This window comes from Kribbella steppae (assembly GCF_004342025.1).
Taxonomy (GTDB): Bacteria; Actinomycetota; Actinomycetes; order Propionibacteriales; family Kribbellaceae; genus Kribbella; species Kribbella steppae.
The window spans coordinates 1-14,089 of sequence record NZ_SLWN01000027.1; the positions used below are offsets into that span (position 1 = coordinate 1).

Consider the following 14,089-nt stretch of genomic DNA (forward strand, 5'->3'; position numbering starts at 1 on the left):
CCAACGCATCACCGTGACGCTCGGAATCCTCCAAAAACGACATGGCCGTCGCAACTCCTCAAATCGAGGTGTTGCGACGACCACGTGAACCCGCCAAGGGAGGGGCCGTTTGGGTGGTGGGTCAGCGGTCGCCCATCGGGACGTACTGGACGCCGCGCTCGCCGGTGTAGATCTGCTTGGGCCGGGCGATCTTCTGGTCGGTGTCGCCCAGCATCTCCAGCCACTGCGCCAGCCAGCCCGACGTCCGCGGGATGGCGAACAGCACGGTGAACATCTCCGGCGGGAACTCCAGCGCCTCGTAGATCAGGCCGGAGTAGAAGTCGACGTTCGGGTAGAGCTTGCGGGAGACGAAGTACTCGTCCTCCAGCGCGATCTTCTCCAGCTCGACGGCGATCTTCAGCAGCGGGTTGATCCCGGTCACCTCGAACACGTCGTCGGCGGCCTTCTTGATGATCTTGGCCCGCGGGTCGTAGTTCTTGTAGACCCGGTGGCCGAAGCCCATCAGCCGCTCGTCGCCGTTCTTCACGCCCTCGATGAACGACGGCACGTTGTCGACCGAGCCGATCCGGCGGAGCATCTTCAGGACCGCCTCGTTGGCGCCGCCGTGCAGCGGGCCGTAGAGGGCGCCGATGCCGCCGGCGACCGCCGTGTACGGGTCGACCTGGGTGGAGCCGATCGCCCGAACCGCGTTGGTGGAGGCGTTCTGCTCGTGGTCGGCGTGCAGGATGAACAGGATCTCCAGCGCCCGCACCAGCCGGTCGTCGGCGGCGTACTTGGGCTCGCTCATCTTGAACAGCATGGACAGGAAGTTCGCCGTGTAGCTGAGCTCGTTGTCCGGGTACACGTACGGCTTGCCCTGGGCGTGCCGGAACGCGAACGCACCCAGCGTCGGCATCTTCGCGATCAGCCGCCGGATCTGCAGCGCCCGGGACTCCTCGTCGAAGATGTTGCGGGACTCCGGGTAGAAAGTGGACAGCGCGCCGACCGAGGCAGCCAGCATGCCCATCGGATGCGCGTCGTACCGGAAGCCCTGCATGAAGGTCTTCAGGTTCTCGTGCACGAACGTGTGATACGTCACGTCGTGCGCCCAGGCCTCGTACTCCGCCTTGTTCGGCAGCTTGCCGTTCACCAGCAGGTAAGCCACCTCGAGGTAGTTCGACTGCTCGGCGAGCTGCTCGATCGGGTACCCGCGGTACTCGAGGATGCCCTTGTCGCCGTCGATGAAGGTGACGGACGATCGACAGGAGGCGGTGTTCACGAACCCGGGGTCGTAGGTGGCCAGGCCACCGTCGCCGTCGGATGCGCTGATCTGCTTGAGATCGGCGGCACGGATCGTGCCATCGGTGATGGCAAGGTCGAAGTCCTTGCCGGTCCGGTTGTCCCGGACGGTGAGCGACTGATCGGTCACAATGCCCTCTTCGGAAGCTGGCGCCATCGCCTGGTGAGTGAGGGTTATCGTCAGCCGGCGGGACGCGGATCGGACTGCAATCTTCACCGCTAAACTAGTGCTGTCGGGGTCTGCTTCCAAGCCGGGGTCCCCGGTGGGGATCTGCTCGCTTTGACCCAGGGCGGACACCGCCGGTATTCTGGGCTGCTGTTGTGCGTTCCAGGTCCCAGCCCCGTCGGCGGACCATTCGCCGACGTACCAGTTTTGTCAACCTCTGAGAAACGAAGGTCAACGACCGTGCGCACGTACAGCCCGAAGCCTGCTGACGTCACCCGCGAGTGGCACGTGATCGACGCCACCGACGTCACGCTCGGTCGGCTCGCCGTCCAGATCGCCACCCTGCTGCGTGGCAAGCACAAGCCGACGTTCGCGCCGCACGTGGACGGCGGTGACTTCGTCGTTGTCGTCAACGCGTCCAAGGTCGCGCTGTCCGGCACCAAGCGGACGGACAAGCTGGCCTACCGCCACTCGGGTCACCCGGGTGGTCTGACGGCCACGCCGATCGGCGAGATCCTCGACAAGGACCCTCGCAAGGCCGTCGAGAAAGCTGTCTGGGGCATGCTGCCGAAGAACCGCCTGAGCCGGAAGCTGCTCACCAAGCTGAAGGTGTACGCCGGTCCGGAGCACCCGCACACCGCCCAGCAGCCGAAGCCGTTCGAGATCACCCAGATCGCCCAGTAAGCGATCGACGAGCCAGGTAAACGAGGATTCCCAGCGTGAGCGACATCACCACCGAGACCGAAACGATCGACCCCGAGGTCCCCATCGACAACGAGGGCCCGGTCGCCTACACCTCCGAGACGAACCCGACTCCGGAGCAGCGCGCCGAGACGGGTCGGGTCGCGGTGATCAACCCGGCCGGCGCCACCGGTCGCCGCAAGGAGGCCGTCGCCCGCGTCCGCCTGGTGCCCGGCACCGGTCAGTGGACCGTCAACGGCAAGCCGCTGGACGTCTACTTCCCGAACAAGGTCCACCAGCAGCACGTGAACGAGCCGTTCGTCGTCGCGGGCCTGGAGGGCTCGTACGACGTGATCGCCCGGATCAACGGCGGTGGCATCACCGGCCAGGCCGGTGCGCTGCAGCTCGGTGTGGCCCGCTGCCTGAACGCCGCCGACGAGGAGGCGAACCGGCCGGGTCTGAAGAAGGCCGGTCTGCTCAGCCGCGACGCGCGGATCAAGGAGCGGAAGAAGGCCGGTCTCAAGAAGGCCCGCAAGGCGCCGCAGTACAGCAAGCGCTGATCACCTGATGGGTCGTTTGTTCGGCACGGACGGAGTCCGTGGCCTGGCGAACGTGGACCTGACCGCGGAGCTGGCGCTCGACCTCTCGGTCGCGGCAGCTCACGTACTCGGCGAGGCCGGTGCCTTCGAAGGGCACCGGCCACGCGCCGTTGTGGGGCGGGATCCACGGGCCAGTGGTGAGTTCCTGGAAGCTGCCGTGGTGGCCGGTCTGGCCAGCGCCGGCGTCGATGTGGTCAGGCTCGGTGTGCTGCCGACCCCGGCCGTGGCCTACCTGACCGGTTCGACCGGCGCCGATCTCGGCGTGATGTTGTCCGCCAGCCACAACCCGATGCCGGACAACGGCATCAAGTTCCTGGCACGTGGCGGGATCAAGCTGGACGACGCGATCGAGGACGCGATCGAGGCCCGGATGGGCGAGGAGTGGCAGCGTCCGACCGGTGCCGCCGTCGGTCGCGTCTTCGACGACGGCCAGGGCTTCGAGACATATGTCTCGCACCTGGTCCGGTCCGCGCCGAACCGGTTCGACGGGGTCAAAGTCGTGATCGACTGCGCCAACGGCGCTGCCTCGCAGACCGCTCCGGAGGCCCTGCGCCGGCTCGGTGCCGAGGTGATCACGCACGCCGCCGCGCCCGACGGACTGAACATCAACCTTGACTGCGGTTCCACCCACCTGGAGGGCCTGCAGCGCGAGGTGATCGGCCACCGTGCCGACCTCGGCATCGCCCTGGACGGCGACGCGGACCGCTGCCTGGCCGTCGACGCCAACGGCGAACTCGTGGACGGTGACCAGATTCTCGCCATCCTGGCGCTGGCGATGCGTGACAGCGGCCGGTTGTCCAACGACACCGTGGTCGCCACAGTGATGAGCAACCTCGGCTTCGTCCAGGCGATGGTCCGGGAGCGGATCGCGGTCGAGCAGACCAAGGTCGGCGACCGGTACGTGCTGGAGGCCATGAAGGCCGGCGGTCACAAGCTCGGCGGTGAGCAGTCCGGGCACGTGATCCTGTCCGACCACGCCACCACCGGCGACGGCACGCTGACCGCGGTCATGCTGCTCGCCCGGATCGCCCAGACCGGCAAGACGCTGAGCGACCTGGCCGGCGCGATGTCCCGGCTCCCGCAGGTGCTGGTCAACGTCAAGGACGTGGACAAGTCCCGCGCCGGCACCGACCCGGCCGTCCAGACTGCTGTTGCCGAAGCCACCACCCGCCTGGGTGACACCGGCCGAGTCCTCCTCCGCCCATCGGGTACGGAGCCTCTGGTCCGGGTCATGGTCGAAGCGGAGTCCTCGGACATCGCCGACGAGATCGCCCACTCCCTGGCCGACGTGGTCGCCAACTCACTGAAGCTCTGAACACCTTCCAGGGGCCTCGGACAAGGAATTCCTTGTCCGAGGCCCCTGTTTCTTGTCCCAGCCTCAGAGCGCGCCGACGAGTTGGCTCCCGGCCGGCAGCCTGATTCCGGTGCGCGTGGCCCAGTGCCGGCCGGAGCGCAGGTGCGACACGAATGCCCGTTGCAACGTGGTCTGCTGCGGTATCCGGGCGAGATCCTCGGCCTCGAGCGACGTCTCCGGGGGTGCGACGTGCAGGCCGAGGCGCATCATCTCGCGATCACCCTCGTGCGGGTCGTCGGGCGGCAGCTGCGGGAGCACGGTGAATCGGCGCTGGAACTGCAGGATGTTCGACTCGGGATGCAGGTACTCGGCGAGCTGCGGATCGAGCAACCACGACGTACATGAGAAGACCGTCACCGGCTCCTCGGGATACCAATGCGCGAAGTACCGTTCGGCGGCGGCGATCGACTCCTCCGACGCGGTGGCGTCGAGTGGCCCGATCGGTGGCACGTGGATCATCAGCCCGTACCCCGCGGGCCCGTCGCCGAGCGCGAGCTGGGCGCGAGTGAACGAATGACGGCCGATCTGAATGTCGGCGCTCCGGAACCGCAACGGCGGACCCCACAGCGGAAACAGCCCGACTCCCGCCTGGCCAGTCACATCCCGATGCGTCCCCATCACTCCACCCAGCGCGGACACACTCGCTTTGGTGATCGACTCGGGCACACCGCGCTGAGCATGTACGTCGAGCAGCCGCGGCAGCCTGGACAGCAACGCCCAGGCCGCCACGAACAATCCGATCGGCGATGCCGTCAGGACGGGCCACGAGGTGAAACCGTTCGCCTCGATCGGCTGATCCATTCCACGGTCGAGATCGGTCACCATCGCGCCCAGCACCGCCCACCAGTCCTCGTGCCGGGACGGATCCGGCCGGGCCGCGAGCATGTCATCGCGGTCCTGCTCTGAGACCCCACAGAACTCCAGCATCTCCGCCGCCTGGCGATCGTCGGGAAGACTCACGTCAGCCGCGGTCTCCAGTCCTCCCAACCAGGCAGTCGCCCTCTCCGAAAGCCCCAACTCCGCGATGCTCACGTTCTCGTCCTCCCAGCAGGCCGATGCGTACTGAGCGATGACACCACGGGCCGCACCCGGAATGCACGACTTCTAACTCACCGAGATATCGACCGACGGGCGGAGTTTGGCGGCCTCGGTGAGGGCATCGTGGGTTGGGTTGCTGAGGAAGCTGGCGATGAGGGTCTGGTCAGCGGGGGTGTCCAGGCTGGGCAGGGCGATCTGCTCGTACGACGCCTGGAAGCGGGGACCCCAGCGGCGGGTGCCGAGGCGGGCGGTCCGGGAGCAGTTGTCGACCATGTAGGCCACGTCGCGGGCGTGCATGTAGGGCAGCAGCGAGTCGACCGCCTCGATGATCGACTCGTTGACGATCTCGGACCAGGGGTGACCGCGGTCGGCGAACTCGTCGACCTGGGCGACCATGGTGGCCACGAAAAGCCCCGCGGTCAGTGGGTCGATGGCGGCCGGCGTCGTACCGCGGCGGGCGTGCACCTCGGCGCCGTACGACCACATCGGGCTGCCGCCGATCCGGGACATCGGCCGGGAGGCGAGGCGGTCCTCGGCCAGGATCACGCTGCGCAGTTCGGTGCCGTCGGCAACTTCGTCGTAGATCTCGGCGACGATCTCGCGGGCCGGCCCGTAGGCGGCGGTGTAGGCGCGGTCGAACAGGTCCCGGTCGTCGTCGGTCAGGGCGGCGCGGACGGCGGGGAGCCCGGCCGCGGAGATGGTGCGCGCGATCGGTCCGGTGATCGATTCGGTGGAGCGCTCGTACGCCGTGACCGGATCCGCGCCGTCGAGGCGGAAGTGGCGGTACAGCGCCTCGACCAGACCATGGACCGCGCCGAGCAGGATCGCGCGTTCCCCGACGATGTCGGACTTGTACTCGTTCTCCAACGTGGTGGCGAAGGTGTACGGCGATCCCAGTCCGACCGACCAGGCCAGCGCACGGTCCGTCGCGTGACCGTCCGGATCGGCGTGTACGGCGATACTGGCGTTGATCCCGGCCCCGTTCACCGTCGCGCCCTGCTCGTAGAGGCGTCGTACCGAATCGCCCATGCCCTTGGGGCAGACCGCGATCACCGGGTGGCCGGCGGGGAAGTCACCGCCGCTGGCCTTCAGATGACCGAGCAGGAAGCCGTGCGAGAGTCCAATCGTGGCGCCGGGCTTGAGTACGGCGAAGATCCGCTCGTGCTCGGCTGCGAGCGCGGCGTCGGCGATCAGCAGGATCACCAGGTCGGAGGCCGCAGCCACCGCCAACCAGTCGCCGAGGGTGCCGTCGTCCTCGGTGAATCCGAGCTTGCGCGCGTCGTCCGCCGAGGCTGAGCCCGGACGCAGCCCGACGGACACGGTCACGTCGGTGCCGGCTAGCGAGTCGCGCAGGTTCTGCGCCTGGGCGCGTCCCTGCGGACCCCAGCCGAGGACGCCGATCCGCCGTACGCCGTGCAACGACTGGGGTAGCAACGGGAACAGGTCCCGGCCGCCGCGCAGGATGGTCTCCGTTCCGCCCGGAACGGTCATGGTCTCGGTACGGAAGACCGACGAGGTGAAGGTGGTCATGCCCTTCAGTTAAGGTCGACGGCGAGTGTTGCAGCAAGCGCAACATCTGCACCGGGCCGTTGCGGAGAATGGAATATGGAGCATCGAGAGCTGGAGCTGTTCCTGCACCTGGCGCGCACCCTGAACTACGGACGCACCAGCCTGGAGTGTCATGTCAGCGCAGCGACGCTGACCAGGACGATCCAGCGGCTGGAAGTGCGAGCGGGTGCGCGGCTGCTCGATCGCGGTCCGCGCGGCGTTGTCCTCACCGAGGACGGTCAGCGCTTCACGTCGTACGCCGAACGGGCCCTGGCGCTCTGGGAGGACTACCACGCGGGTGCCGGCGAGGCGGCCGATCTGGTCGGTGAGCTGCGCATCTTCGCCACAGTGACGGCCTGTCAGGCGTTGCTGCCCGACCTGCTCGCGCCGCTGCGGCCAGCGCATCCGCAGATCCGGCTCGACGTTCGGACCGGCGATGCGGCGGCGGCTTTGGCCAGGCTCGACGAGGGTGAAGTGGACGCCGCCGTCGCAGGCATCCCGAAGCGCCTGCCTCAGACTCTGGTGACTCGCACAGTGGCCGTCACCGACCTCGTGCTGGTTGCGGCTGACCAATCCACAGTTGACGGGCCATTCGTCGTACCAGCCCGTGGTCTGGTGCGTGAAGCGGCCTTCCGATGGTTCCGTCGGAAAGGCATCAAGCCGGTCATCGCGGCCGAGCCCGACGGCCACGAAGCACTTCTCGCCCTGGTGGCACTCGGCTGCGGCACCGGCATCGTGCCGCGTCTCGTCCTCGAGTCCGCGCCATCGGCCAATCGCCTGACCGAACTACCCGCCGACCTCGAGCCGCTCACCATCGGCCTCTGCGCCCGTCGCGCCGATCTCCGCCGCCCACTGATCGCCGCCCTCTGGGGACTCGTTCAGCGGGGTGGGCCGGTGGTCGCGCCGGGGTAGAGCTTGGCGGGGACGAGTTGGGGCGGGAGGGGGTCAGCGCCTTCCACTTGCCGGATGAGGGCCTCGGTGCCCAGCTGGCCGAGCTCGGGGCCTGGGGTTCGCATGATGGTGAGCGCGGGGTTGGTGAGGGCTGCCATCTCCGGGGCCATCAGCAGGGGCAGGACCGAGATGTCGTCGGGGACCCGGAGGCCGAGGCGGTTCAGGCCGGCCACGGCGCCGAGAGCGGCGAACTCGTTGACGATCAGGACGGCGGTCGTGTCCGGGTGATCGCGGACGAGGCGGGCCATGGCGTCCTGGCCGGCCAGGGACGAGCCGGAGCATTCCAGTACGACGGTTTCGAGGCCGTACTCCGGGGCGACCCGGCGATAGGCGGCTTCGGAGCGGACGTAGGGGCCGTAGGTGCTGAAGAGAGGATCGTTGAGGTTGCCCGAGATCAGCGCCAGCTGCCGGTGCCCGAGGCCGTGCAGGTAGCCGATCGCATCCTCGACGGTTCGGTCGAAGTCGATGTCGACATGGGACAGGCCCTCCAGCGCGCTCGTTCGCCCGATCAAGGCGAACGGCGTAGCGGTCTTCTGCAGGACCGCGACGCGCGGGTCGTCCAGTTGGACCTCCATCAGCACGACGCCGTCGACGAGGCCCTGGCCCACCAGTTCGGTCAGTTCGCTGCCGTCGTTGCCGACCGGCCAGAGGACCAGGTGATAGTCCTGTTTGCGCGCCGCGTCCGCGGCGCTGGTGAAGAACTCGGCAGCCGAGAAGCCGAACTTGTGGTCCAGCGCCGGATAGGCCATCGCGATGATGTGCGTACGCCGGCTGGCCAGCGCGCGGGCCACCACGTTGCGGCGATATCCGAGGTCGGCCATCGACTGCTCGACCCTCGCCCGGGTCGCCGCGGTGACCGGCTTGGTGCCGTTCAGCACGAAGGAGACGGTCGCGATCGACACGCCCGCGCGGTGGGCGACGTCCCGCATGTTCACCATCGCAGCGAACCTCCTCTGACCTCTTGACAGCAGTGTGACCTGAGGAACATAGTCCTTGGACACCTCAGTTAAGCGGTTTACCGACCACCAGACAAGTGAACGGCACTCTTCGGCGGCCAGCGGTTAAACGCTTTGATCAGCACGCCCGCTGCGGCCCCGACCATCCCCTCCGAAGGAGCGCAAGTCATGATCAGCAAGCGGATCACCGCTGTGCTGGCGGGTGCGACGGCCCTGTCGCTCGTGCTGGCAGCCTGTGGAGACAGTGGCGGTGACTCGGCGTCGTCCTCGTCCGGCGACACCGTCAAGAGCCTCACGATTCTGGACTACTACAACAACGACCCGGACAAGTCGCTCGTCCAGAAGGGACTCGACTCCTGCGCGAGCCAGCTGGGCATCACCATCCAACGGGAGACGGTGCCTGGTGACACCTTGATCCAGAAGGTGCTGCAGCAGGCTTCGTCGAAGACGCTGCCCGACGTGCTGATGCTGGACAACCCGGACGTGCAGCAGATCGCGGCGACCGGTGCGCTGGCGCCCTTGAACGACCTCGGTCTGAATGCGGACGGAGTCATTCAGGGCATGGTCGACGCGACGTCGTACGAGGGCAAGCTCTACGGACTGGCGCCGGTGACGAACACGATCGCGCTGTTCTACAACACGCAGATGCTGCAGGAAGCAGGTATCCAGCCGCCGAAGACCTGGGACGAGCTGAAGGCCGCGGCCAAGGCGCTCACCAAGCCGGGCCGGTACGGCATCGCCTTCAACGCGAACGCGACGTACGAAGGTTCCTGGCAGTTCCTGCCGCCGATGTGGACCAACGGTGGTGACGAGACGGACCTGAACAGCCCGCAGGTCGCGGAAGCGCTGCAGCTGTGGGTGGATCTGGTGCAGTCGGGCTCGGCGTCGAAGAGCGTCATCAACTGGACCCAGGGCGACGCGAAGGACCAGTTCGTGGCCGGCAAGGCCGCGATGATGGTGAACGGCCCGTGGCAGATCCCTTCGCTGCAGAAGACCCCGAACGTCAAGTGGGACGTGGTCACGTTCCCGCTGAACAAGCCGGACCAGACGCCGGTCGCACCGCTCGGTGGTGAGGCCTGGACGGTCCCGCTGAACAAGGACCAGGCCAAGCAGCAGAAGGCCGCCGACTTCGTGAAATGCCTGAACTCGGACGAGAACGAGCTGGCCTGGGCGAAGGCCCGGTTCACCATTCCGACCAGGACCGCGCTGCTCGACCAGTACGTCAAGGACGTGCCGTCGATGAAGGCCTTCACCGAGCAGGTCAAGAGCGCCCGGTCCCGGACCGGCAAGCTGGGCGAGAAGTGGCCGGAGGCCGCCAAGGTGATCTACCAGGCGATCGCTCTCGCGCTGACCGGTAAGGCCTCGGCCCAGGATGCCTTCAAGCAGGCCTCCGGCGGCTGATCGCAATGGCCCATGCGACGTTGACCCGCGATGACGCCGCGGCGTCCGGCCCGGAACCTGCTCGCAGGTTCCGGGGCCGGCGCCACCGGGGTGAAGATCTGACCAAGGTTCTGTTCGTGCTGCCGGCCGCGCTGGCGATGGTTGCCCTGTTCGGGTATCCGGTGGTCAAGAACCTGATGATGAGCCTGCAGGACTACGGCCTGCGGACGTTCTTCACCGGCGAGGCTCCCTGGGTCGGGTTGAAGAACTACACGGCGGTGGTGACGGACCAACTGTTCTCGCAGGCGATGGTGAACACGGCGCTGTTCACCCTCGGCTCGATCAGTTTCCAGTTCGTCATCGGTCTCGGGCTGGCGCTGTTCTTCCGCCGGCGCTTCCCGCTCAACGGCGTACTGCGATCGCTGCTCCTGCTTCCGTGGCTGCTGCCGCTGATCGTGTCCAGTGCGACCTGGCGGTCGATTCTCGAGCAGGACAGCGGCATCCTGAACCGCACGCTGGCCTGGCTCGGCCTCATCAACGATCCGGTGCCGTGGCTGAACTCGCCGTCGGTCGCGCTGATCGCGGTGATCGGGGTGAACATCTGGATCGGCATCCCGTTCAACGTGACGCTGCTGTACTCGGGGCTGTCCGAGATCCCGGACGAGTTGTACGAGGCCGGCCAGTTGGACGGCGCCACCGGCTGGCGCGCGTTCTGGTACATCACCTGGCCGAACCTGCGGGCGGTGGCGAGTGTGGTGCTGATGCTCGGCGTGGTCTACACGATCAAGGTGCTGGACATCATCCTCGGCCTCACCGGCGGCGGTCCGGCCAACGCGACCCAGACGCTGGCCACCCAGTCGTACGAGCGGTCGTTCATCGACTTCAAGTTCGGCGAAGGCGCCGCGCTGAGCAACATCCTGATCGCGATCTCGCTGCTGTTCGCGGTCCTCTACCTGCGCGGCACCCGTCGTGCCGTCGACGAGTAGGAGGCGTACGACAATGACTGTGCTTTTGGCCGGGCCTTCGGCGCCGGCAGGGTCATGGGGCCTTGGCTCCCGGCCTTCCCTCGTCACTCCAGTCGCTTCGCTCCCTCCGCTCCTCAGTCCAGGCCGGGAGGCCCCATGACCGACTCGACTGTGCGTCGCGGGGTCTACACCGTGATCGGCGTACTGATCCTGTGCATGATGCTCTTCCCCGTCTACTGGATGGTGAACGCGTCGCTGCAGCCGTCCGGCAACACGTTGACGGCCGGCTTCCTGCCCCTCGACCCGACGTTCGCCGGCTACCGGCGGGCGCTCAGTGAACAGGGCGGCAACCTGGTCACCAGCCTGATCATCGCGGTCGGCACCGTGGTGCTCAGCCTGGCCGTCGCCACCCCGTGCGCGTACGCGCTCTCGCAGTTCCGGTCCCGCTGGGTGTCGGTCGGGCTGCTGGCGATCCTGATCTCGCAGATGATTCCGGGCATCGTGATCGCCAACGCGCTCTACACGGCGTACGAACGGCTCGGGCTGCTGAACTCGATCCCGGGCCTCATCGTGGCCAACTGCAGCAGTGGCATCCCGTTCGCGATCCTGATCCTGCGCTCGTTCATGCTCTCGCTGCCGCCGTCGCTGGTGGAGGCTGCGCGGGTGGACGGCGCCGGACTGTTCCGGGCGTTCGTCTCGATCGTGCTGCCGATCAGCAAGAACTCGCTCATCACCGCGGGACTGTTCAGTTTCCTCTTCTCCTGGAGCGATTTCCTGTTCGCGCTCACGCTGACCACCAAGGGTGGCGTGCGGCCGGTGACGCTCGGGATCTACCAGTACCTCGGCACCCAGGTGCAGAACTGGAACGCGGTGATGGCGACCGCGGTCCTCTCGGCGATCCCGGCCATCGTGCTGCTGGTCGCCGCGCAGAAGTACATCGCCGCCGGCGCCATCGGCGGAGCCGTCAAATGACTCTAAGGACTGGATAACTATGACGATTCGCGTACTCGTCTGGGGCGAGAACCGGCACGAGCAGGTCGAGCCGCATGTCGCCGAGATCTACCCCGACGGCATGCACTCGACCATCGCCGCCGGGATCAGCGACAACCTCGGCGCCGAGGCGACGGTCGGTACGACGACCCTCGACGAACCCGAGCACGGCCTGACCGAGGAGGTGCTGGCACGGACCGACGTCCTGGTGTGGTGGGGTCACGCGGCGCACGGCGAGGTCGACGACGCGGTGGTCGAGCGGGTGTACCAGCACGTGCTGTCCGGGATGGGACTGGTTGTCCTGCACTCCGGCCACTGGTCGAAGATCTTCGGCAAGCTGATGGGTACGTCGTGCACCCTGCGCTGGCGCAGTGAGCGGGACCGCGAGCTGGTCTGGACGGTGAACCCGACGCACCCGATCGCCCAGGGTGTACCGCACCCGATCATCATCGAGCAGCAGGAGATGTACGGCGAGTTCTTCGACATCCCGGTGCCGGACGATCTGGTCTTCGTCTCGTCGTTCAGCGGCGGCGAGGTGTTCCGCTCCGGCTGCACGTTCCGCCGCGGCCACGGCAAGATCTTCTACTTCTCGCCGGGCGACCAGGACTACCCGGTCTACCACCACAAGGACATCCGCAAGGTGATAGCGAACGGCGTCGCCTGGGTCAACAGCGACCGGCCGGAGCGGGCGGTGCCGACGTTGCTGCGGTACGAGACCGAGGACTTCTTCAACGGTCACGGCTACACGGGTCCGATCGAAGAGCCTGCCGATGCCTGACCTCTTGCGCCTACTCCAGGTCGGCGCGGGCGGCATGGGCCGCGCCTGGCTGCGGACGATTGCCGACAATCCTGATGTCGACCTCGTCGGGTTGATCGACCTCGATGTACCCCTGGCTCGTGCTGCTGCCGACGAGCACGGGTACGGCGAGGTCCCGGTGGCGGCGTCGATCGAGGAGTTGGGCGTCGACGCCGACGCGGTCATCGACGTGACCGTGCCGGTCGCGCATCCCACGGTGAGCGTGGATGCCTTGCTGCGTGGGCTTCCGGTGCTCTGCGAGAAGCCGTTGGCCGCGACGGTTCGCGAGTGCCTGGCGATGGTTGCCGCCTCGGAGGTGAGCGGCAAGTTGCTGATGGTGTCGCAGTCCCGGCGCTACTTCCGGGCCGGGAATGCCTTCGGCCGGCAGCTCGCCGAGCTCGGCAGGATCGGGTCGCTGTCGTGCGAATTCTTCAAGGCTCCGCACTTCAGCGGCTTCCGCGAGCGGATGGCCGAACCGTTGCTCGTCGACATGGCGATCCATCAGTTCGACCTGTCCCGCAAGCTGATCGGCTCCGAACCGGTCTCGGTGTACTGCGAGTCGTACAACCCGGACTGGAGCTGGTTCGACGGCAATGCGGGCGCGTCCGCGATCTTCCGGTTCGCCGACGGCACCCGCTTCTCCTTCACCGGCAGCTGGTGTGCACCCGGCCTGGAGACGTCGTGGAACGGCCGCTGGCGGGCAAGTGCATCCGGCGGTACGGCGACCTGGGACGGAGATAACGCGCCGGTCGCCGAACTGGCCTCGGGCGAGGCATTGCCGGCCACCTTGCTGGAGGATCCGGAGCAGATCGCGGGCTCGCTGGTCGAGTTCGTCGACGCGGTCCGGGAGTCCACGATCCCGCAGTCGGAGGTGCACTCCAACGTCGTGAGCGTCGCCATGGTCGAGGCCGCCGTACGGTCCGCATCGACCGGTGAGGTGGTCCGCGTGGCCGACGTACTGGAGGCCGCCTACGAAGAAGCCCTCGCCACCGTCCAGGACCCGACCCTGCACGCCGCGCTCAAGGCGTGGCCGAATGTACTGAAGGTCGTCGGCCTGGAGTCCTGAAGCTCCGGGTCATCCGGGACCCGGAAAGTGCTACGCGCGGAGAAGCCCCATGGGTTGCGGCTTCTCCGCGCGTAGCTGTCCCTGACTACACAACGTCAGTTCGTAGTTTGCCCTTGACCGGCTCTGGTCGTGTGGGTAACTTTCGCGTGCGGGGGTGCGCCTGTAATTCAATTACTTCATAGGGGGTCTGTCATGTCCGCCTTACGTCGATTGAGTCTCTCCGGACTCGCCACCGCAACAGCCATCGCGGGGGTGGGAGTGTCCACAGCGGAAAGCGCGCCACCGCCGGAGCCGGCGAGGATCAGCGATGTACAGCAGGCC

13 protein-coding genes are annotated in these 14,089 nt (G+C 67.3%); 9 read left to right on the forward strand and 4 right to left on the reverse strand.

Features of this window, described 5'->3' with window-relative positions; all coding sequences use genetic code 11:
* Positions 1-121: 121 nt before the first annotated feature.
* Entirely contained in the window at positions 122-1,408 is a 1,287-nt protein-coding gene (locus EV652_RS42735) for a citrate synthase (RefSeq protein WP_242002344.1), read from the reverse strand.
* Positions 1,409-1,684: 276 nt separating this feature from the next.
* Between EV652_RS42735 and rplM the strand changes: the two genes are divergently transcribed.
* From rplM to glmM, 3 genes are read left to right on the forward strand one after another with little or no spacing between them, the layout of a single operon-like run.
* On the forward strand, positions 1,685-2,128 hold the full coding sequence (rplM, locus tag EV652_RS42740) for a 50S ribosomal protein L13 (RefSeq protein WP_131286311.1): 444 nt from the start codon (positions 1,685-1,687) through the stop codon (positions 2,126-2,128).
* Positions 2,129-2,163: 35 nt separating this feature from the next.
* The gene (gene rpsI, locus EV652_RS42745) at positions 2,164-2,685 is read left to right on the forward strand and encodes a 30S ribosomal protein S9 (protein WP_132216893.1); all 522 of its coding nucleotides are present in this window, start codon (positions 2,164-2,166) and stop codon (positions 2,683-2,685) included.
* A 7-nt stretch (positions 2,686-2,692) separates the two neighbouring features.
* Positions 2,693-4,039, forward strand: coding sequence for a phosphoglucosamine mutase (gene glmM / locus EV652_RS42750; RefSeq protein ID WP_132216895.1), 1,347 nt, complete (start codon positions 2,693-2,695; stop codon positions 4,037-4,039).
* 63 nt (positions 4,040-4,102) lie between these two features.
* On the opposite strand, the gene EV652_RS42755 is transcribed toward glmM, so the two are convergent.
* Both EV652_RS42755 and EV652_RS42760 read right to left on the reverse strand, forming a co-directional pair.
* Complete coding sequence (locus EV652_RS42755) at positions 4,103-5,110, reverse strand: acyltransferase domain-containing protein (RefSeq protein WP_132216897.1); 1,008 nt, start codon at positions 5,108-5,110, stop codon at positions 4,103-4,105.
* A 72-nt stretch (positions 5,111-5,182) separates the two neighbouring features.
* Positions 5,183-6,646: a ketol-acid reductoisomerase gene (locus EV652_RS42760; RefSeq protein WP_132216899.1), complete on the reverse strand. Its 1,464-nt coding sequence runs from the start codon at positions 6,644-6,646 to the stop codon at positions 5,183-5,185.
* 75 nt (positions 6,647-6,721) lie between these two features.
* On the opposite strand from EV652_RS42760, the gene ilvY reads away from it, so the two are divergent.
* Complete coding sequence (gene ilvY, locus EV652_RS42765; protein ID WP_132216901.1) at positions 6,722-7,576, forward strand: HTH-type transcriptional activator IlvY; 855 nt, start codon at positions 6,722-6,724, stop codon at positions 7,574-7,576.
* On the opposite strand, the gene EV652_RS42770 is transcribed toward ilvY, so the two are convergent.
* Entirely contained in the window at positions 7,543-8,553 is a 1,011-nt protein-coding gene (locus tag EV652_RS42770; RefSeq protein ID WP_132216903.1) for a LacI family DNA-binding transcriptional regulator, read from the reverse strand. The genes ilvY and EV652_RS42770 overlap by 34 nt on opposite strands.
* Positions 8,554-8,739: 186 nt before the next feature.
* On the opposite strand from EV652_RS42770, the gene EV652_RS42775 reads away from it, so the two are divergent.
* The 5 genes from EV652_RS42775 to EV652_RS42795 all read left to right on the forward strand — a co-directional run bounded on the left by EV652_RS42775 (position 8,740) and on the right by EV652_RS42795 (position 13,768).
* Positions 8,740-9,972 (forward strand): sugar ABC transporter substrate-binding protein, encoded by a 1,233-nt coding sequence (locus EV652_RS42775; RefSeq protein ID WP_199238719.1) that lies wholly within the window; start codon positions 8,740-8,742, stop codon positions 9,970-9,972.
* Between the two features lie 5 nt (positions 9,973-9,977).
* Positions 9,978-10,937 (forward strand): carbohydrate ABC transporter permease, encoded by a 960-nt coding sequence (locus EV652_RS42780; protein ID WP_132216905.1) that lies wholly within the window; start codon positions 9,978-9,980, stop codon positions 10,935-10,937.
* Between the two features lie 135 nt (positions 10,938-11,072).
* On the forward strand, positions 11,073-11,888 hold the full coding sequence (locus EV652_RS42785; RefSeq protein ID WP_132216907.1) for a carbohydrate ABC transporter permease: 816 nt from the start codon (positions 11,073-11,075) through the stop codon (positions 11,886-11,888).
* Positions 11,889-11,907: 19 nt separating this feature from the next.
* Positions 11,908-12,684, forward strand: a complete 777-nt coding sequence (locus tag EV652_RS42790) for a ThuA domain-containing protein (RefSeq protein WP_132216909.1) — start codon at positions 11,908-11,910, stop codon at positions 12,682-12,684.
* A complete protein-coding gene (locus EV652_RS42795) occupies positions 12,677-13,768 on the forward strand; it encodes a Gfo/Idh/MocA family protein (RefSeq protein WP_132216911.1) in 1,092 nt (363 codons plus the stop codon). Before EV652_RS42790 ends, EV652_RS42795 begins: the two co-directional genes overlap by 8 nt.
* The last annotated feature ends 321 nt before the right edge of the window (positions 13,769-14,089 follow it).